The sequence below is a fragment of the Streptomyces sp. NPDC053432 genome (assembly GCF_055585365.1).
The window spans coordinates 43,635-61,312 of record NZ_JBVJKF010000013.1 but is presented as its reverse complement, the minus strand read 5'-3'; the positions used below and the strand labels follow the sequence as shown (position 1 = coordinate 61,312).

The window sequence follows — 17,678 nt, the reverse complement described above, 5'->3', positions numbered from 1 at the left end:
CGGCCTCCCGGGCCGCCGCGCCAGATGTTTTCCGTGCCGGGCGGACGTGCCGGGTCGGGGCGGGTGCCCGATGCTGGTGGCATGGCTACGAACGGTGCCGCCGCCTACGCGGGCGCGGCCCGCCGATCGGTGCGGGTCACCCTCGCGGCGGGGACCGGGTTCTTCCTGTTCCTGTACGGCTTCGGGTCCACCGTCGCGGCCACGTACGCGCTGTTCGCCGCGGTGTCGCTGGCCGGGCTATCCCGCATCCCCGGGACCGGCCGGCAGCGGGCCGGGATGGTGCTGCGGCTGGTCCCGGCGGCCTGGCTGCTCGTGGTCGTGGGCACCTTCCTGGCCGTACGCACCTGGACCGCCGTGGCCGGAATGCTGGTCATCGGCTTCGCGCTGGCCTTCGTGGCCGTGGGCGGACCGCGCCCGGCGGGCGCCGCGCCGGGGCTCCAGCTGCTGTACATCCTGCCGTCCTTCCCGCCGTACGCCCCGGACACGCTGGGGGAGCGGCTCATCGGCACCACCACCGGGCTCGTGCTGCTGGTGCTCGCCGAGGCCTTCGTACTGCCCGATCCGCCGACCCCGCCCTACCGGGAGCTCGCCGCCCGGGCCGCGATCACCGCCGAGCGCTGCGCCGGGGAGCTGGCCCGGGCGCCGTACGCGCTGTCCCCGGCGACGGGAGCCGCGGCACGGGCGGCGGGCGAGGCGCTGCGCCCCTCGAACGTCCCGGAGGCGGAACGCCCGGCCGGACCCGGGGTCCGCTCACGCGGCCTGAGCCACACCGGGCTGGCGGCCCGCACCCTGCTCAACCGGCTGGGACGGCTGCCCGCCCCGCCGCCCGGCCCCGGGCCCGACCGGGACCACGCCGCCGCACTCGCCCTGCTGGACGCCGTCGGACGGTCCGCGGCCGGCACCGCCGCACTCCTGCGCGGCGGGCCGGGGCCGGTGGAGCCGGAGCCCCCCGGCCCCGGCCCGGAACGCGCGGCGCTCGCGGCAGCTCCGACCGAAGGGGCCGGCCCGGCCGCGCTGCGCCGCAGGGCGGACCTGCTGGAGGTGGCGGACGCCGCCCTGGTGCTGGCGGCGGCCGCGAAACTGGCCGTGCGGGGGCGGGAGGCCGCGCCCGACGTGCCCTCCGGGCGGTTCTGGTACGCACGTATGTGGGCGCCACGGCTGTGGTGGGTGCGGCTGATGGGCAACGCGGGGAGCCGCTCGGTCTTCTTCCAGAACGCGGTGCGCACCAGCCTGGCGCTGGCGGCCGCCCGGGCCGTGGCCGGTCTCGACACGCTGCCGCACGGCTTCTGGGCCATGCTGGCGACGCTGACGCTGACCCGCACGACCATCGAGGCCACGCGCAGCAGCATCCGGCAGGCGCTGACCGGAACCCTGATCGGGGCGCTGGCCACGGCCGGGGTGCTCGCCCTGGTCGGGACCCACACCACGGTCTACGCCGTCGTTCTGCTCCCGCTGATGCTGTTCACCTTCACGGTGGGGCCGGTCAAGGGCATCGGCTGGTCGCAGGCGCTGTTCACGATGACCGTCGCCCTGGTCTTCGCCCAGCTGGCGCCGGCCACCTGGCGGCTCGCCGAGGTGCGGCTGCTGGACGTGCTGATCGGCAGCGCGATCGGCGCCGTGTTCGGGCTGCTCGCCTGGCCGCGCGGTGCCCGGCAGGAGGTGCGGCGCTCGGGCGCCGCGCTGCTGCGGAGCGCGGCCGAGGCCGTGGTCACCACGGCCGCGGCGCTCACCGCCGAAGGGGTACGGGACGCGAGCGTGCCGCCGGAGCACAAGTCGCTGCGGCACGCGCTCGTCCTGGCCGAATCGGCGTTCGCCCAGCTCCAGAGCGAGCCGGGCTCCGCACGGGGGCGGCTGCTCGTCGACTGGCAGGCGGTGCTGCTGGCCGGGCACCACACCCTGTGGGGTGCCGGACGGATCCTGGCGCCGCCCGGCCCGGGGCGGGGTCCGGCGGACATCCGCGCACCGCGGCCGGACCCCGCGGATGCCGCCGCACTGAGCAGGCTCGGGGACCGGGTGGCGGGGCGGATGCTGATGCTGTCCGCGGTGCTGGACCCGATCGAGGACTCCCGGCAGGCCCCCGCCGCGCCGTACGGGGACGGCGACGCGGCGGGGACGGTACGGGCAGGTGCGCCCAGCGCCTATTACGCGGCGGACGCCTGGCTGGCGTCGCTGCTGGCGGACCTGGACCGGATCGCGGACAGCACGGCCGGCCCGGACGGCGCGGAGGCCGCCGGGGTCACGGGCGTCACGGGCGTCACGGACGTCACGGGCGGGTACCCGGGGCGGGGCGGCCGCTGACGGCATCGCCCGCCGTCGCCGCGGAGACGGTCAGGAACTTGGCGATGCTGGGCACCCCCTGCGCGTCCAGGGCGAACAGCATGTAGTTCCCCGGCAGCACCACGCCCGTGTCGGACGGGACGGACACCGAGTACGAGCCCGATCCCGTGGCCGTCGACTGCAGTGGGACCCGGCGCTGGTCGTTGTCGGTGGAGTGGGTCGCCGCCGCGGCCCGCATCAGGACGAAGGACGCCACCGGGCCCTGGGTGCTCACCGTGAGCGTCGCGCCGGGCGCGAGCCGCGCGGGCACGTTGCTGGTGATGACGGGCCGCGGCTTGGGCGAACCGTCCGCGTTCAGCAGGTAGGGCGGGGTGAACACGGCCCCGTCGGCGTGGTTGGTGGCGCAGTCACCGCACAGGCCGCCGCCGCCCGAGAAGATCCGCCCGTCCGGCAGCAGGTTCGCCACGCTGTGGTAATTGCGCGGGATCGCCATGGTGGCCAGCGGGGTGAAGGCGCCCGTCGCCGGGTCCCACAGCTCGGGGGTCAGCACGGAGGTCGCGTCGCTGAAGGGCACCGGGTAGGCCTGCCCGCCGAAGACGGCCACCTTGCCGTCCGGCAGGACGACGCTGTTGCTGAAGGCCCGGGCGTGGTCCATGTCGCCCGTACGGGAAGCCTGCACCTGGCTGCCCGAGATGTTCACCGTGTACGCGCGGCGGGTGGCGGGGGAGTCCTGGTAGGCGGGTGAGCCGCCCAGGGTGAGCAGCTTGCCGATGTCGTAGGCGACGGCGTTGCCGGTCATGGCGTCCTGGCTGTCGGCGCGGGGGCCGGCGGGCGTGATGCCGCCCGTGCCGCTCGTCGAGATCCAGTTCATCTGCTTGCTCGGTCCGAGCTGGAGCACTTTTCCGCCCGACGTGGCGTGCAGCCACATGTGGTTGTCGGCGCGGTAGGGGCCGGCCGGGTCTGCCGTCAGCGCCGGGGAGGCGGGGACGCCCGGCAGTTTGCGCCAGGCGCCGGTCGCGGGCGACCAGACCTCGCCGGCCTTGTCGGTGTTGGCGGTCCCGCTCCAGGAACCGCCGAGGACGAACGCCTCGCCGGTGGAGATCAGCGTCATGGCCTGGTAGCCGCGGGCGATGTTCATGCTGGTGGTGGCGGACCAGGCGTCGGTGGCCGGGTCGTAGATGCTCGCCTTCTCCGCGTTGCTGCCCCCGGTGACGAGGACCCGGCCGTCGGCGAGCATGGCTATGCCCGGGCAGAACATGTCGTGCCCGGTGTTGTCGATCCGGCGCTGGGTGACCTTGCCGGTCTTCAGGTCGAGGATCGCCGTCTGGGTGTAGCCGTTGCTGCCGCCGAACCGGTCCGTCGCGTACGCCGACCAGGCCAGCAGCTTGTCACCCGGCAGGACGGCGGTGGCGACCGGCACCAGGGGGAAGCCGGTGATCCGGTCCCAGGAGCCGTGGACGGCGGCGCTCGCGGGTCCGCTCAGGCGGATCTCGGCCGCCGAGGTCCACGGCCCGCGGGCACCGGCCTCGCCGGTCACCGTCAGCCGTACGAAGCGGGCGTTCGCGGCGCGGGTGAAGGTGGCGGTCTTGACGGTGTCGTCGTCCCGCCAGGTGCCCGAGGCCACGGGTGCGCCGAAGGAGGTGCCGTCGGTGCTGGTGGTGACGGAGTACGCGCCCGCCCTGCCGTTGGGCCCGTCGCGGCGAGGCTGGTAGGTGAGGGCCGAGACCGTCTGTGTGCGGTGCATGTCGATGGTGAGGGTGTGCGGCAGGGGGGCCGGGGTGCCGCTCCACTTGCTGTGCCAGATGGTCGCGGCGTCGCCGTCGAGCACGTTCGCGGCGCGGCCGTTCTCGCTCGCGGTCTCCTCGTCGCTCGCGGTGGCCGTCCAGCCGGTGCGGGCCAGGTCGACGGTGGCGGCGGGGGTGCCCGGGTCGCCCAGCAGGTCGATCTCGGCGGCCGAGGTCCAGGGGCCGCGGCCGCCGGCCTCGGTGAGCGCGGTGAGCCGGACGAACCGGGCGCCTTGCGGCGCGAACCCGAGGGTCTTGGTGGTGGCGTCGTCCGCGAGGGTGCCGGTGGCGACCGGGGCGCCCCAGTTCTGGCCGTCCGCGCTGACGCTGAGGGAGTACTCGCCGACCCGCCCGTTGGGCCCGTTGCCACGCGGGCGGTAGACGAGCGCGGACACCACGGCGGTGCGGTGCATGTCGATGGTGAGGGTGTGCGGCAGGGGGGTCGGGGTGCCGCTCCACTTGCTGTGCCAGATGGTCGCGGCGTCGCCGTCGAGCACGTTCGCGGCGCGGCCGTTCTCGGCCGCGGTCTCCTCGTCGCTCGCCGTGGCCGTCCAGCCGGTCCGGTCGAGGACGGGGGCCGAGGGCTCCATGGCGTTCGCCGGCGCGATGCCGTGGTGCGGTGACTGCTTCGCCCCCTGCTGGTCGAAGGCCGTGGCCCCCGGCGGCGGCCTGTGGGCGGCCGGCGCCTGGCTCGCGACCCCGAGCCAGGGCGTCGTCCCGATCAGGAGCGACCCGAGGCCCGCGGCCACCAGCAGGTGGGAGCGGCGTATGAGAGGGGGACGGGCCGGGCGTCGTCGGAACTGCAATCTGACCTCCATGGGCGAGCGGATCGGCGCCCACGAACATAGGTCAGACACATGTGAACTTGCCCGCGAATCGGGCGAGTTGGCCGAGGCGGGACGGTACGGGTCGAACCGGAACCGAACCGTCCCGCCAGGCCCTGGGATCAGCCCGCGACGGAGTCCTCACCCGGGGACACCGTGAGGCCGATGCTCTCGGCCGCCACGGCGACCGCGTAGTCGAAGAACGCGGCCTCGTCCCGGACGCTGTCGTGCGTACGGCTGAACACCTGGAAGACCAGGAGCCCGATGAGGTTGCTCCACAGGACGATGCCGCGCTCGATGATGTCCGAGAAGGGAGCCTCGGGCACGCCGCCGAACAGCTCCACGGCCGACGGCAGGAGCAGCGGCGGACCGGGCACCGCCCGCCGGGGCGGGGCCAGTTCACCGCCTTCGAGCGCCGACCGTACGATCCCGGCCAGCACCGCGGGGGTGCGCGAGGCGGACGGGACCGTGTCCTGCGGGGCGTGGTAGTCCGGCACCGGGGAGCCGTATATCAGCGTGAACTCACCGGGGTTGGCGAAGGACCACTGCCGCAGGGCGCGCGTGACCGCGAGGAGCCGCGCACCCGCCGGGGCGCCTGCCTTCACGGCGGCGAGGTCGGCCTGCTCCATCGCGGAGCCGGAGGCGTCGTAGGCGTCGATGACCAGTGCGGTCAGCAGGTCGTCCCGGTGCGGGAAGACGGCTTCCACCTCGGCCGTGCCGAGGCCGAGCTCCTGGGCCACGCCCTCCAGCGACAGCCCCCCGGCCCCCGCCTTCACCAGCTGCCGGCGCGCGGCGGCCTTGACGGCCGCCCGCGGAGCCGGATTTTCGTCCGTCGGTATCGCTGAGGAAAGATCCATGACGGCACCGTACCGGCCGCCCCGCGCTACGCGGCCCGCCGCCGGCGCACGACGACGCGTACCAGAGCCCACAGGAACGCGGCGTTGGCCAGGGCGCCGAACAGGAGCGCGCCGTAGAACCCGAAGCCCGGCACGGTGTCGAACCCCTCGCCCGGGGCCGGATCCGGCTGCCCGTCGCCCGGGGGCGGGGTCGGAGCCATCTCGGACGGCAGCGGTTCGGGCGGCTGCGGGCCCGTGTGGACCGGCACGGGGGGCTGCTCGGCGGGTATCCCGCCGCCGGGCGGCCGGAGCATCAGGGGTACGAGGCTGAACGGGGCGGTCGCCAGCAACGGCCATATCCCGGCGAACCCCGCGTCCCCGGTCCGGCTCAGTACCTCCACCCATATCTGCAGTCCGAGCACCACGGCCAAATAGCCGCCGGGCAACCACAGTTCAAGCTTCGACCCGCGTCGTTCCACGTTCTCTCCCCGATCGTCCGGCAGCCAGTATCCGGACGGGCGGAGCCGCCACACCTGAGTACGGCTACTCAGCGCGGGCCGCGTTTTTACCCGGCTTCTCCGGGGGTGTCAAGTCCCGACTTTCCGGAACATGACCCTGATGTGCCGATCACGGCTTACTTGTGGTGCGGGCCTCACCGGAACGGAAACCGGGAAACGAAATGAGTCACCGCACCGAACAAGTAGGAGAAGTCATGAACCGCAAGATTCACACCAACAACGTTGTCCGCCCCCACCGCAAGGGATTCCGGCTCGCGACGCTGATCGCCTCGGCCACGATGGCTTCCGGAGCGATCCTCCTGCCGGCCTCCATGGCCAGCGCGGCTCCCCTGCCGACCCATACGGTCACTGCCCTGCCGAACGGCGGAGGCGCCGGAGGGGACGGCGGCGCCGGCGGCGGCGGCCTGGTCGGCGGCGGTGGCGGCTCCGGTGGCTCCGGTGGCGGCAGCGTCCTCGGGGTCGGCGGCAACGGCGGCAACGGCGGCAAGGGCGGCGACGGGCTCCTCGCCGGCGGTGGCGGCGGTGGCGGCGGTGGCGGCGGCGACGGCGTGATCGGCGGCAAGGGCGGCAACGGCGGTGACGGTGGCTCCGGCATCTTCGGCGGCAACGCCGGCAGCGGCGGTGGCGGCGGCAGCGGCCTCCTCAAGGGCGGCGACGGCGGCAACGGCGGCAAGGGTGGCTTCGGCATCCTCCAGGGCGGCAACGGCGGCAAGGGCGGCAAGGGCGGCTTCGGCGGCATCCTCGGCGGCCTCGGCGGAGCCGGTGGGGCCGGTGGCGGCAGCATCTTCTGACCCCCGTGCCTGACCTGAGCACCTGACCGACGGGGTGGAGGCCCTCGGGCCTCCACCCCCTCACCCCCCACAGAACGACATCCGTATCCACGGAACAGGAGAACCCCCATGTTCACGAGTCCCTGGCAGCGCCCGCTCATTCTGGCGGCGGCCTCCCTGGCTCTGGTCACCGGTACGGCGTGCGCCGCGCAAGCGTCGCAGTCCCACACCACCGCATCCGCCGGCTCCTCTCCCGCCCACTGCGTTCCGGGCGGCCAGGGCGGCGAGGGCGGCAAGGGCGGGGAAGGCGGCAGGGGCGGTCAGCCCGGTCAGCCGGGCGAGCCCGGCAAGCCCGGCACCGTGGGCTGCTTCCGGTTCGAGGACCTGCCCGACAAGCCGAAGGCGGAGCTGAACGCGGTCGACAAGGTACGCATCGTGATGCTGCTGGTGGCCGACGACTCGGACGAGATGAAGGAGAAGGTCGCCAAGAAGTACAAGATCTCGACCGAGGAGCTCGACAGCTGGAAGAAGGACTACCTCGCCGGTGACTGGTGCTCCCTGATGGCCGGCGGACTCCCCTTCTGCCTCTGATTCCTCCCCATTCCTCAATCGGCATTCGTCAATCGGCGCGGAAAGCGGACGAGCGGAACCGCGCCACGGAATTCAGTTCCTCGCTAAGGAGAAGGTCATGCGTGTGCGCACTTGGAAGTCCCGTCTCGGTCTCGTCGTCTCGGCGGCTTTCATCGGCGCAGGTGTGATGGTGCCGGCCGCCACGGCGGCTCCCGCCCCCACAGTCGCCGTCAAGTACCACGGCCCCTCACCCGGAACCGGTGACGGCCGGACGGGGGGGAGCCGGCTCGGCGCCGGCGCGGCGGCGCTCGGCGGCGTCAAGGTGGGCAACGGCAGCGTCCGCGTCGGCGACAAGGTGTGCGCGGGCAGCTGCAACGGCACGGTCAACGGCACCAACGGCAGCAACGGCGGGGTCTGCGCCGGTCTCTGCAACGGCAGCGGCAACGGCGGCAACGGCACCACCGGCGGGATCGGGGCCAACGGCACGAACGGCGGCAAGGGCGGGGTCTGCGTCGGACTGTGCAGCGGCAGCGTCAACGGCGGCAACGGTGGCAACGGCGGGGCCGCGCCCGCCGGAGGCGACGGCGGCAGCGGCGGCCGGGGCGGCGACGGCGGCCTGTGCGTCGGCGTCGGCTGCGAGACCAGCGGCTTCGGCGGCCGCGGCGGCGACGGGGGCGAAGGCTGACACCGCCCGCACCCGCACTCCGCGCCTCCCTCCACAGCAGATCCGCATCCACCGCTCCAGGGGTCCCGGCCTCCTCCACACACCGGGACCCCTGGAGCCTTCTCGTCAAGGCACTCCGATGCATCGCTCGATAGAATTCACGGTATGGAACTGCGGCCCGCGGCGTCCGTCGCCGGGCCGGCCCGGTGAAGGGGGCGGCCCCCGATGGGCACCGCAGCGAACCTGAGCGCGTACTCGGGCCGGGCCTCCGGCCTGATCGGCCGGCAGATCGCGGGCTACCGGATCGAGCGCATGATCGGCCGCGGCGGCATGGCCGTCGTCTACCGCGCCAAGGACCTGCGCCTGGACCGGATGGTCGCGCTCAAGCTGATCGCGCCGGAGCGCGCTCGCGACGAAACCTTCCGGCGCCGCTTCACCCACGAATCACGGGTGGCCGCGAAGATCGACCACCCGCACATCGTGCCGATCTTCGAGGCCGGTGAGACCGAAGGCGTCCTGTACATCGCCATGAGGTACGTCTCCGGGCTGGACCTGAGGGGCCTGCTGGACCGCGAGGGCCCGCTCCCCGTGACGACCGCCCTGCGCATCGCCTCCCAGGTGGCGTCGGCGCTGGACGCGGCCCACGAACACGACCTGGTCCACCGGGACGTCAAGCCCGCCAACATCCTGGTCGCCGCGGGAACCGACAGCGACCACCCCGAGCACATCTACCTCACGGACTTCGGGCTGACGAAGAAGGCGCTCTCGCTCACCGGGTTCACCACCGCCGGCGAGTTCGTCGGAACGCTCGACTACATGGCCCCGGAACAGATCACCGGCCGTCCCGTGGACGGCCGGTGCGATCTCTACAGCCTCGCCTGCGTGGTCTACGAATCCCTCGCCGGAGGGCCGCCCTTCGTGCGCGACGAGGACGTCGCCCTGCTCTGGGCGCACCAATACGACCAGCCGCCTCCCGTGACCGAGAGGCGGCCGGACATCGCGCCCGCTGCCGATGAGGTACTGGCGAAGGCCCTCGCGAAGATTCCCGAGGACCGGTACAACTCCTGCCTGGAATTCGTGGCGGCCCTGCGCGCGGCCACCGGGACCGGGAACGGCGCCGTCAAGCGCACCGTCGTGGCGAACCCGGCGCCGCCCCCGGAGCCCCCGGCCTGGGCCCGGCCGGTCTTCCCCGACCCGTACGCCCGGCGCCCGTAGGCCCGTACGTCACAGCCCCAGGGCGATGGCCAGGCGGGTCATCTCCGCCGTGGTGTTGATGCCCAGCTTGGCCCGGATGCGGCGCAGGTACGCGTCCACCGTGTGCTTGGAGAGTCCCATGAGGCGGGCCGTCTGCAGGTACGTGCACCCGGCGGCGATGTGGCGCAGGGCCTCCTGCTCACGCGGGGCCAGTACGGTGGCCGGGGCTTCGACGTGCGGCGTGGCGAGTGTGAGGCTCATGGGATTTCCTCCGACGAATCGGGTCGGTCATCACTGCTCACGCCCTTGTCAGCAGGGGACATATCCCGAATGTCGTTGTATGTCCCTGTTAAAGAGCTTGTTCGTCGGAGTTCATGGCGGTGTCCGCCGACTGTCACAGCGGTGTCACAGGGACCCGAAGTCGACGAGGGACTGCTCCGCCCAGATGGTCTTGCCGATGGGCGTGTGCCGGGTGCCCCAGCGCTGGGCGAGCTGGGCGACCAGCAGCAGACCCCGCCCTCCCTCGTCGAAGATCCGCGCCCGCCGCATGTGCGGGGCGGTGCTGCTCGTGTCGGAGACTTCGCAGATCAGCGTGGACTTGTCGTGGATCAGCCGCAGCTGGACCGGCGGCGCGCCGTACCGGATGGCATTGGTGACCAGTTCGCTCACCACGAGCTCGGTGACGAACGAGGCCTCCTCCAGCCCCCACGCCGTCAGCTGCTCGGTGGTCCTGCGGCGGGCCTCGGAGACGACGGACGGGTCGGAGGACAGGTCCCAGACGACGACCTGGTCGGCGTGGAGGGCCCGGGTCCGGGCGACGAGCAGGGCCACGTCGTCATCGGGCCGGTGCCTCAGCAGGGCCGTCAGCACCCGGTCGCAGACCGTGTCCAGGGTGGAGGCCGGCCGGACGAGAGCCGTCAGCATGGTGCTCAGGGCCTCGTCGATGTCGTGGTCGCGGGTCTGGAGCAGGCCGTCGGTGTACAGCGCCAGCATGCTGCCCTCGGCCAGCTCGACCTCGACGGTCTCGAAGGGCAGGCCGCCCAGGCCCAGCGGCGGCCCCGCCGGGACGTCGAGCAGGTACGCCGAGCCGTCCGGGTGGACCACGGCCGGTGGCGGGTGACCGGCCCGGGCGACGGTGCAGCCGCGGGTGACCGGGTCGTAGACCACGTACAGGCAGGTGGTGCCGATGCCCCCGGCGGACTCCCCGCCCCCCTCCTGGTCGGCCTCGTCGGCGGACAGGTGGATGATCAGGTCGTCGAGGTGCGTGAGCAATTCGTCGGGCGGCAGGTCGACGTCGGCCAGCGTGCGCACCGCCGTACGCACCCGGCCCATGGTGGCGGAAGCGCGGATGCCGTGGCCGACGACGTCGCCCACCACCAGGGCCACCCGCGCTCCGGACAGCGGGATCACGTCGAACCAGTCGCCGCCCACCCCCGCCTCTCCGCCGGCGGGCAGGTAACGGGAGGCGATCTCCAGCGCCGCCTGATCGGGCAGGGTGTGCGGCAGCAGGCTGCGCTGCAGGGTCATCGTGCTGGTGTGCTCGCGGGTGTACCGGCGGGCCTTGTGGATGCTGAGCGCCGCCTTCGCCGTCAGCTCCTCGGCCATCAGCAGGTCCGCCTGCTGGAAGGGCTCCGCACGCTCGTGACGGCTGAAGACGGCCAGGCCGATCGTGACGCCGTCGGCGCGCAGCGGCACCAGCATCAGCGCGCGGGCCCCGTACTCGCGGATCCAGGCGGCCGAGGCGTCCTGGGCCAGCCACCGGGCCACGGCCGGGTCCGTGCCCGCGTACACGGCGCCCCGGCCCGCGGCCAGACACTCGGCGGGCGGCGACATCGGCGGATAGGCGGCCCGCGCCCCGACCCCGACCCGGGCCTCCGGGCCCCCGGTCAGGACCGACCGCACGGCGGTGCGCGACACGGTGACCGGCCCCGCCGCACGGCCGCGCGACGCCTCGTCACCGCGCGGCGGTGGCTCCAGCAGATCGACCACGGCGAGGTCGGCGAGCCGGGGCACGGCCACGTCCGCGAGCTCCTGGGCGGTACGGGTGCTGTCCAGGGTGGTGCCGATCGGCGCGCCGGCCACGTCCGGCATGAGCAGGTGCTGCCGCGTCTGCCCCTCCAACGCGGTCTTGTCGTGGGCGGACAGGCCCACGGCACGTACCCGGCCGTCCGGGTCCCGCACCGGGGAGAGCGAGGTCGCCCAGCCGTGCTCCGGGCTCGTCCCCGGCGGGCTGACGAAGGTGTCCAGGTGTTGCGGCTCGCCCGTTTCCAGCACCAGGCGCATCCTGCGCTCGGTCTCGTCGCTCACCGGATCCGGCGCGATCTCCGGCAGCCTCCGGCCGCGCATCTCCGCCTCCGTGAGCGACAGCGTGCGCTCCATTCCGCGGTTCGCGCGCAGCAGCCTCAGATCGGCGTCGAAGATCGCGAGGAAGCAGGGCGACTGGTCGAAGGCCCATGCGTCCAGCGCGACCTGCGGCCGCTCACCGGGGGAGGTGGGAGTTTGCTCCATCGCCGCTCATCTCGCCCTCGCTAGTTCCCTTGCCGATGTCCGACGGCACCCCGTACGGCGAGGGGCTCCACTGACAAGCATGATCCAGCCACGCAGGGAGCACCAACGCAGTGCCGGCACGTGCCGCGCCGTCACGGCCGCGCGAGGACGAGGGCCAGCAGCGCGCCGCCCGGCCGCCACACCATCGCGCGGCGCCGGCCGCCCAGGACGGGCGGAGCCAGGCCGAGGAGCGCCACACCGCGCGGAGCGGAGCCGAAGACACCGCTCCGGTCGGCCTTGACCGCGGCCTCCTTCAGCGCCCAGGCGGCGGCCAGGGCCTCGGCCCGGTCCGTACCGACGAGGGAGAGCTCCCCGGGCGAGAAGACGTGCTCCGCGACCCGGCGCACGGCGGCGGCCGAGCCGGTCTCGCACAGGTCCACGCCGACCGGTTCCGGAGCGAGCGCGGCGGCCACGTGGCGCGGGGTGTGGCTGATGGAGACGTGCAGCGCCTGCACCGGGCCGCCGCCGACGACCGCGTACGGACTCCCGTCGGCCCGCGGCAGGACCTCCACCTCGCGCTCCGGCACCGCCAGGGCCTCGGCCACCAGCCGCTTGGCGAGCAGCCGGCCGGCCAGCCACTCGGCCCGCCGCCGGGCCGGGAGCGCCCCGGCCACCCGCCGTTCGGCCGGAGAGAGTCCGGGAGAGGGCGGCGGCGCCTCGCGCGGGCCGGTGCGGCGGGCCACGAGGAGGGCCGCCCCGCCCCAGCGGTGGACGCGGCCCGTGGCGATCGGCGGGAAGGCGCCGGCCGCCACGGCGGCGGGCGTCATGCGGCGGCCTCGGCCGGAGCCGGAGCCGGAGCCGGGTCCAGGCGCCGCAGCTCCTGCGCCAGCGCGCCGACCGTACGGCGGATCTGGTCGGGCGTGTGCTCGTGGGTGACGAAGAAGCGGAGCCGGGCCATCTCCTCGGGCACGGCCGGATACAGGATCGGGTTGACGCTGACGCCCTGCCGGAACAGCGCCTCCGCGAGCCGCAGGGTCTTCGCCGAGTCCCCGACGACGCACGGGACGATGGCCGTGCCCCGGCTCCGGCCGGTGTCGACGCCCTCGGCGCGCGCGAGGCGGAGGAACAGCGCGGCGTTCTCCGCGAGCCGCGCCACCCGCTCCGGCTCGGCACGCAGCACCCGCAGGGCCGTCAGCGAGGCGGCGGTGTCGGCCGGGGTCGCACCGGCGCTGAAGACGAACCCCGGAGCGGTCCAGCGCAGGTACTCGACGACCGCCCGGCTCCCTGCGACGTAGCCGCCGCAGCTCGCCAGGGCCTTCGACAGGGTGCCCGACCACAGCTCCACGGCCCGGCGGTCGATGCCGAAGTGCTCGCCGATGCCGCGCCCCGTCGCACCGGTGGTTCCGATGCTGTGCGCCTCGTCGATCATCAGCAGGGCGCCGTGCCGGCGCTTGACCTCGACGAGCGCGGGCAGGTCGGCGATGTCCCCGTCCATGCTGTACACGCCCTCGACGACGACGAGGACCCGCCGGTACTGGTCGCGGACCTGCGTGAGGAGGGCGTCGAGGGCCGCCGCGTCGTTGTGCGGGAACGGCCGCCGGGTCGCGCCCGAGAGCGCGCAGCCCCGCAGGATGCTGTCGTGGGCGAGGGAGTCGTGGACGACCAGGTCGCCCGGTCCGACGAGGTGCCCGATCACGGTGACGTTGGTGGCGTGCCCGTTGGCGAGCGAGAGCGCGTCCTCGCATCCGAGCAGGTCGGCGAGGTCCGCGTCGAGCTCCAGGTGGAGCGGACGGGTGCCGGACAGGAGCCGGCTGGCCGAGGCGGAGGTGCCGTAGCGCTCGACCGCCTCCTTGGCCGCCCCGGTCACCCGGGGGTGCGTGGCCAGGCCGAGGTAGTTGTAGCCGGCGAAGGAGAGGAGTTCGCGGCCGTCGACGACGGTGGTGTCCGTCAGCCCGCCCTCGTGGACGAGGAAGTACGGATTGGCGACCCCGAGCCCGCCGAGTGCGGCGACCCGTCGGGCGTGCGCGGTGACTTCCGGGAAGCACTCGATCCGGGTGTGCTCCTCGGGCAGCGGGGGAGGGGTCCCGGCCTCGTCCTCGTACTCGGCACGCTGTCCCGGTACGGGGACGGGTACGGCTTCGGCTTGGGCTTCGGCTTCGGCAGCCGGTGTCTCGGGGGAGCCGGTCGCGATCAGGGCGGCGATCCGGCCGGCGGTCGGCCGGTCGGCGACCCTCTCGTCGAACCTCCACCCGGGCCACTGCCGCTTGAGGGAGGTGAACAGGTCGGTCAGCATCAGCGAGTCGAAACCGAGATCGTCGATCAGCAGCTGGTCGGCCCGCAGACCGCTCACCGGGTACGCGCTGATCCGGGCCACGTGACCGAGCACGGTCTCGGTGACCTCGTGGATCCCCCCGGTCGGCGAAGGCCGCCCACCGCCCGCCACGACCCGCCCGCCCGCCCCCGATTCCCCTTCGGACCGCGCCGCAGCCGCTGCGGATGCCGGTGCCGGTGCCGGTGCCGGTGCCGGGGGCCGAGCGGGAGCCTCGGTGTGCGGCTGCGCCTGCGCCTGGGCCTGCGCCTGGGCCTGCGCCTGGGCCTGCGGCTGCGCTTGGGCCTGCGCCTGCTCCTGCGGCTGCGGCTGCGGCTGCGGCTGCGCCTGCTCCTGCGGCTGCGGCTGCGGCTGCGCCTGCTCCTGCGCCTGGGCCTGCGGCTGAGCCTGGGCCTGCGCCTGCGGCTGCGGCTGGGCATGGGCATGGGCCGGAGCCGGGGCCTGCGCCTGGGCATGGGCTTGGGCATGGGCCGGGGCCGGGGCATGGGCATGGGCATGGGCCGGGGCTTCGGCCGGGGGCCGGGGGGCCGTGGGCGGGTGGGGCCGGAGGTGGGGTGGGGCGGGGCGGCGGGCCGTTATCCAGTGGGAACGCGTGTCCAGCTTCGCCACCGGGAGGTCCAGCAGACGGCGGTCCTCCCGCGGGACCAGCGCGCGCGGGTCGACCGGGGCGCCCAGGACCGCGAGCCGGGCCAGGGCCAGCACGAACGCGCGGCCGCCGTCCGGCTCCGCCGCCGCGGCGGGGACGAGGTGGACGTCCCCGTGGCCGGCGAGGTTGCGGCGGACCGAGGTGAGCAGTGAGCTGCCGCCGGTCACCTGCACGAAGACCCGGGCCCCCTGCCCGTACGCCGTGCCCACCGCCTCGGAGAAGCGCACCGGCGTGGACGCGTGCCGCACCCACAGCTCGCGCAGCTGCCCGGCGTCGGTGCAGACGGCTGCGTTCACCGACGAGACGAAGGGAAGGAGGGGGCTGCCGACACGGCGGGCCGCCAGGTCCGCGCGCATGCTCTCCTCGGCGGACGCCAGCCGCGGCGAGTGGAAGGCGTTGGACACGTCCAGCACCGCCGTGACGACCCCGGCCTCGGAGCACGCCTTCCGCAGCGCGGCGAGCCCCTCGGGCGTGCCGCTGACGACGACCTGCCGGGGCTGGTTGAAGCAGGCGAGCCACACGTCGTCGATGCCGTCGACCAGCCGGCGGCAGGTCTCCTTGTCGCTCTGCACCGCGAGCATCCCGCCCCGCAGGCCCCTCTCGGCCAGCCGCAGGGCGGCCCCGCGGTGGACCAGCAGCCGCACGGCGTCCTCGTCGGTGAGTGCTCCGGCGGCCGCGGCGGCGGCGAACTCCCCGACGCTGTGCCCGAGGGTGACGTCGGGGGCCACCCCGCAGTCGGCGAGCAGCCGGGTGGTGGCGATCTGGACGGTGCCGAGCAGCGGCTGGCACACCTCGGTGGCGGTGATCCGCTGCCTGAGCTCCTCGGTGTCGCGGCCCCCCGCGGCCCCGCCGTACAGCAGATCGGCGACGTCGAAGCCGGTGTCCCGGCGCGCCACGGCACTCAGGACGCCGACGGTCGCCCGGAAGCCGGTGAACCGTTCGTGGAGGTCCGCCATCATGCCCGGCGCCTGACTGCCCTGGCCGGGGAACAGGAAGGCGATCCGGCGCTGCTCGGCCGACAGCGGGGCGTCGGCGGCGAAGGCGCCGTCCCCCAGGTCGCCCCGGAGGCCTTCGACGAGCTGCTCGCGGGCCTCGCGCAGCCGCTCGGTGAACTCCTCCGTGCCGGTGGCGACGATCGCGAGCCGCGCCTTCAGCGGCCGGCGGGAGCCCAGCGTGTGCGCCAGCGCCGCGAGCGGCGGCCGGTCCGCCGGGTCGAGCGCGTCCAGGTGGTCGAGCACCTCGCCGATGTGCCGGTGCAGCTGCCGGGGGCCGCCGGCCGACAGCAGTACGAGCTGCGGCGCGGGCGGGCTGTCGCTCCGTACGGGGGAAGCGGCCGTGGCCGGCGCCTCCTCCAGCACCACGTGGACGTTCGTGCCGCCGAAGCCGAAGGAGCTGACGGCGGCCCGGCGCGGGGCCTGCCCCTCCGGCCAGGTCCGCGCGGTCTCGGCGATGCGCAGGCCCGCCGCGGAGACGGCCAGGTCCGGGTGCGGCACGGTGTGCGGCTGCGGCACGATCGTGCGGTGGTGGACGACCAGGGCCGTCTTGATCAGCCCCGCGACGCCCGCCGCGGACAGGGAGTGCCCGATGAGGGCCTTGCCCGCGCCGAGGTAGCACAGCGCGGGGTCGTCGTCGGGCCACTCGGTCCGCAGCCGGCGCAGCGCCTCCGTCTCGGCGCGGTCGCCCGCGGCCGTACCGGTGCCGTGCGCCTCCAGGAAGCCCACGGAGGAGGGGGCCACACCGGCGTCCTCGTAGGCGCGGTGCATCGCGCGCAACTGGCCTTCGGCGGTGGGGACCAGGGGCCCGGGGGAGGCGCCGTCGTTGGCCGAGCCGATGCCCTTGATCACGGCGTACACGCGGTCGCCGTCGGCGAGCGCGTCGGCCAGCGGCCGGAGGACGACGACACCGGCGCCCTCGCCGAGGACGAACCCGTCGGCCTCCTCGTCGAACGGGCGGCACACGCCGGCCGCGGACAGGGCGCGGAGCCGGGAGAAGCCGATCAGGCTGTCGGGGGTGAGGTTGAGGTAGACCCCGCCGACGACGGCGGTCCGGCAGGTGCCCTGGCGCAGGTGGGCGACGGCCTGGTCGAGCGCGACCAGCGAGCCGGAGCAGGCGGCGTCGACCGCGAAGCTGGGGCCGCCCAGGTCGAAGTGGCGGCTGACGGTGCCGGCCGCCATGTTGAGGAGGCTCCCGGGGAGGGTGAAGCTCTGGATGGAACCGAGCAGGCCCGCCCGCTCCCGGACGGCGCCGATGCCGCCGGGGTCGTCCTCGGAGAGGGACTCCTCGGCCAGGGTGATGGCTCGTACCGGGGCCGTCATCAGGACCTTGTAGTCGGACACCGACAACCCGAAGAACACCCCGGTGTTCTCCCGGTCGAAGTCCCCGCGGCCCAGCCCCGCGTCGTCGAGGGCCTCGCGGGTGACGTCCAGCATCAGCCGGTGCTGTGGGTCCATGGCCCGGGCGCGCGCGGGAGGCACTCCGTAGTGTTCGGCGTCGAAGCGGTCCACGCCGTCGAGGAAGGCGACCCGGTCGGTGTAGGCCGCGTTGGGGGCCGAGGGGTTGCCGGGTTCGTGGAAGGCGGCGTGGTTCCAGCGTCCCGCCGGGACGGCGGAGAACTGCCGCTCCGCGCTCATCAGGAGCTTCCAGTAGCCGTTGACGTCGGGGGCTCCGGGGAAGCGGCAGCCGAGTCCGGTGATGGCGATGTCGTTCATGACGGTTCTTCCTTCGCTGTGCGGGAGCCTTCGGGGACGGGACGAGGGGGGCGTCGAGGGTGCGCCGGGTC

The 17,678-nt window shown here is 74.4% G+C and carries 12 protein-coding genes; 5 read left to right on the top strand and 7 right to left on the bottom strand.

Annotated elements, in window-relative coordinates:
• The first annotated feature begins 81 nt into the window (after positions 1–81).
• Positions 82–2,298, top strand: coding sequence for an FUSC family protein (locus tag ACZ6Y1_RS22020; RefSeq protein ID WP_469632202.1), 2,217 nt, complete (start codon positions 82–84; stop codon positions 2,296–2,298).
• Here the strand turns inward: ACZ6Y1_RS22020 and ACZ6Y1_RS22015 are convergent.
• From ACZ6Y1_RS22015 to ACZ6Y1_RS22005, 3 genes are all read right to left on the bottom strand, one after another.
• On the bottom strand, positions 2,264–4,867 hold the full coding sequence (locus tag ACZ6Y1_RS22015) for a discoidin domain-containing protein (RefSeq protein WP_469632199.1): 2,604 nt from the start codon (positions 4,865–4,867) through the stop codon (positions 2,264–2,266). The genes ACZ6Y1_RS22020 and ACZ6Y1_RS22015 overlap by 35 nt on opposite strands.
• Positions 4,868–5,007: 140 nt before the next feature.
• A complete protein-coding gene (locus ACZ6Y1_RS22010; protein ID WP_469632197.1) occupies positions 5,008–5,742 on the bottom strand; it encodes a TetR-like C-terminal domain-containing protein in 735 nt (244 codons plus the stop codon).
• A gap of 26 nt (positions 5,743–5,768) precedes the next feature.
• Positions 5,769–6,200, bottom strand: a complete 432-nt coding sequence (locus tag ACZ6Y1_RS22005) for an SCO4225 family membrane protein (RefSeq protein WP_469632194.1) — start codon at positions 6,198–6,200, stop codon at positions 5,769–5,771.
• 233 nt (positions 6,201–6,433) lie between these two features.
• Between ACZ6Y1_RS22005 and ACZ6Y1_RS22000 the strand changes: the two genes are divergently transcribed.
• The 4 genes from ACZ6Y1_RS22000 (at position 6,434) to ACZ6Y1_RS21985 (ending at position 9,458) form a co-directional block, all read left to right on the top strand.
• A complete protein-coding gene (locus tag ACZ6Y1_RS22000) occupies positions 6,434–7,030 on the top strand; it encodes a hypothetical protein (RefSeq protein ID WP_469632191.1) in 597 nt (198 codons plus the stop codon).
• A gap of 108 nt (positions 7,031–7,138) precedes the next feature.
• A complete protein-coding gene (locus ACZ6Y1_RS21995; protein WP_469632189.1) occupies positions 7,139–7,600 on the top strand; it encodes a hypothetical protein in 462 nt (153 codons plus the stop codon).
• A 97-nt stretch (positions 7,601–7,697) separates the two neighbouring features.
• The gene (locus tag ACZ6Y1_RS21990; RefSeq protein WP_469632186.1) at positions 7,698–8,264 is read left to right on the top strand and encodes a hypothetical protein; all 567 of its coding nucleotides are present in this window, start codon (positions 7,698–7,700) and stop codon (positions 8,262–8,264) included.
• 204 nt (positions 8,265–8,468) lie between these two features.
• A complete protein-coding gene (locus ACZ6Y1_RS21985; RefSeq protein ID WP_469632184.1) occupies positions 8,469–9,458 on the top strand; it encodes a serine/threonine-protein kinase in 990 nt (329 codons plus the stop codon).
• Between the two features lie 9 nt (positions 9,459–9,467).
• Here the strand turns inward: ACZ6Y1_RS21985 and ACZ6Y1_RS21980 are convergent, their stop codons facing one another.
• The 4 genes from ACZ6Y1_RS21980 to ACZ6Y1_RS21965 all read right to left on the bottom strand — a co-directional run bounded on the left by ACZ6Y1_RS21980 (position 9,468) and on the right by ACZ6Y1_RS21965 (position 17,607).
• Positions 9,468–9,698 carry a response regulator transcription factor gene (locus ACZ6Y1_RS21980; RefSeq protein WP_469632181.1) on the bottom strand — a complete coding sequence of 77 codons (231 nt, stop codon included), beginning with the start codon at positions 9,696–9,698 and terminating at the stop codon, positions 9,468–9,470.
• A 144-nt stretch (positions 9,699–9,842) separates the two neighbouring features.
• Positions 9,843–11,945 carry a SpoIIE family protein phosphatase gene (locus ACZ6Y1_RS21975; RefSeq protein WP_469632178.1) on the bottom strand — a complete coding sequence of 701 codons (2,103 nt, stop codon included), beginning with the start codon at positions 11,943–11,945 and terminating at the stop codon, positions 9,843–9,845.
• A 131-nt stretch (positions 11,946–12,076) separates the two neighbouring features.
• Entirely contained in the window at positions 12,077–12,751 is a 675-nt protein-coding gene (locus ACZ6Y1_RS21970; RefSeq protein WP_469632175.1) for a 4'-phosphopantetheinyl transferase family protein, read from the bottom strand.
• Positions 12,748–17,607, bottom strand: a complete 4,860-nt coding sequence (locus ACZ6Y1_RS21965; RefSeq protein WP_469632171.1) for an aminotransferase class I/II-fold pyridoxal phosphate-dependent enzyme — start codon at positions 17,605–17,607, stop codon at positions 12,748–12,750. Before ACZ6Y1_RS21965 ends, ACZ6Y1_RS21970 begins: the two co-directional genes overlap by 4 nt.
• Positions 17,608–17,678: the final 71 nt, after the last annotated feature.

What these genes read in the sequence shown, in the direction of transcription:
- ACZ6Y1_RS21970 (WP_469632175.1), bottom strand. Translation starts at nt 12,751, where the DNA reads ATGACGCCCGCCGCCGTGGCGGCCGGCGCCTTCCCGCCGATCGCCACG.
- ACZ6Y1_RS22020 (WP_469632202.1), top strand. Translation starts at nt 82, where the DNA reads ATGGCTACGAACGGTGCCGCCGCCTACGCGGGCGCGGCCCGCCGATCG.
- ACZ6Y1_RS22010 (WP_469632197.1), bottom strand. Translation starts at nt 5,742, where the DNA reads ATGGATCTTTCCTCAGCGATACCGACGGACGAAAATCCGGCTCCGCGG.
- ACZ6Y1_RS21990 (WP_469632186.1), top strand. Translation starts at nt 7,698, where the DNA reads ATGCGTGTGCGCACTTGGAAGTCCCGTCTCGGTCTCGTCGTCTCGGCG.
- ACZ6Y1_RS21965 (WP_469632171.1), bottom strand. Translation starts at nt 17,607, where the DNA reads ATGAACGACATCGCCATCACCGGACTCGGCTGCCGCTTCCCCGGAGCC.
- ACZ6Y1_RS21985 (WP_469632184.1), top strand. Translation starts at nt 8,469, where the DNA reads ATGGGCACCGCAGCGAACCTGAGCGCGTACTCGGGCCGGGCCTCCGGC.
- ACZ6Y1_RS21975 (WP_469632178.1), bottom strand. Translation starts at nt 11,945, where the DNA reads ATGGAGCAAACTCCCACCTCCCCCGGTGAGCGGCCGCAGGTCGCGCTG.
- ACZ6Y1_RS21980 (WP_469632181.1), bottom strand. Translation starts at nt 9,698, where the DNA reads ATGAGCCTCACACTCGCCACGCCGCACGTCGAAGCCCCGGCCACCGTA.
- ACZ6Y1_RS22000 (WP_469632191.1), top strand. Translation starts at nt 6,434, where the DNA reads ATGAACCGCAAGATTCACACCAACAACGTTGTCCGCCCCCACCGCAAG.
- ACZ6Y1_RS21995 (WP_469632189.1), top strand. Translation starts at nt 7,139, where the DNA reads ATGTTCACGAGTCCCTGGCAGCGCCCGCTCATTCTGGCGGCGGCCTCC.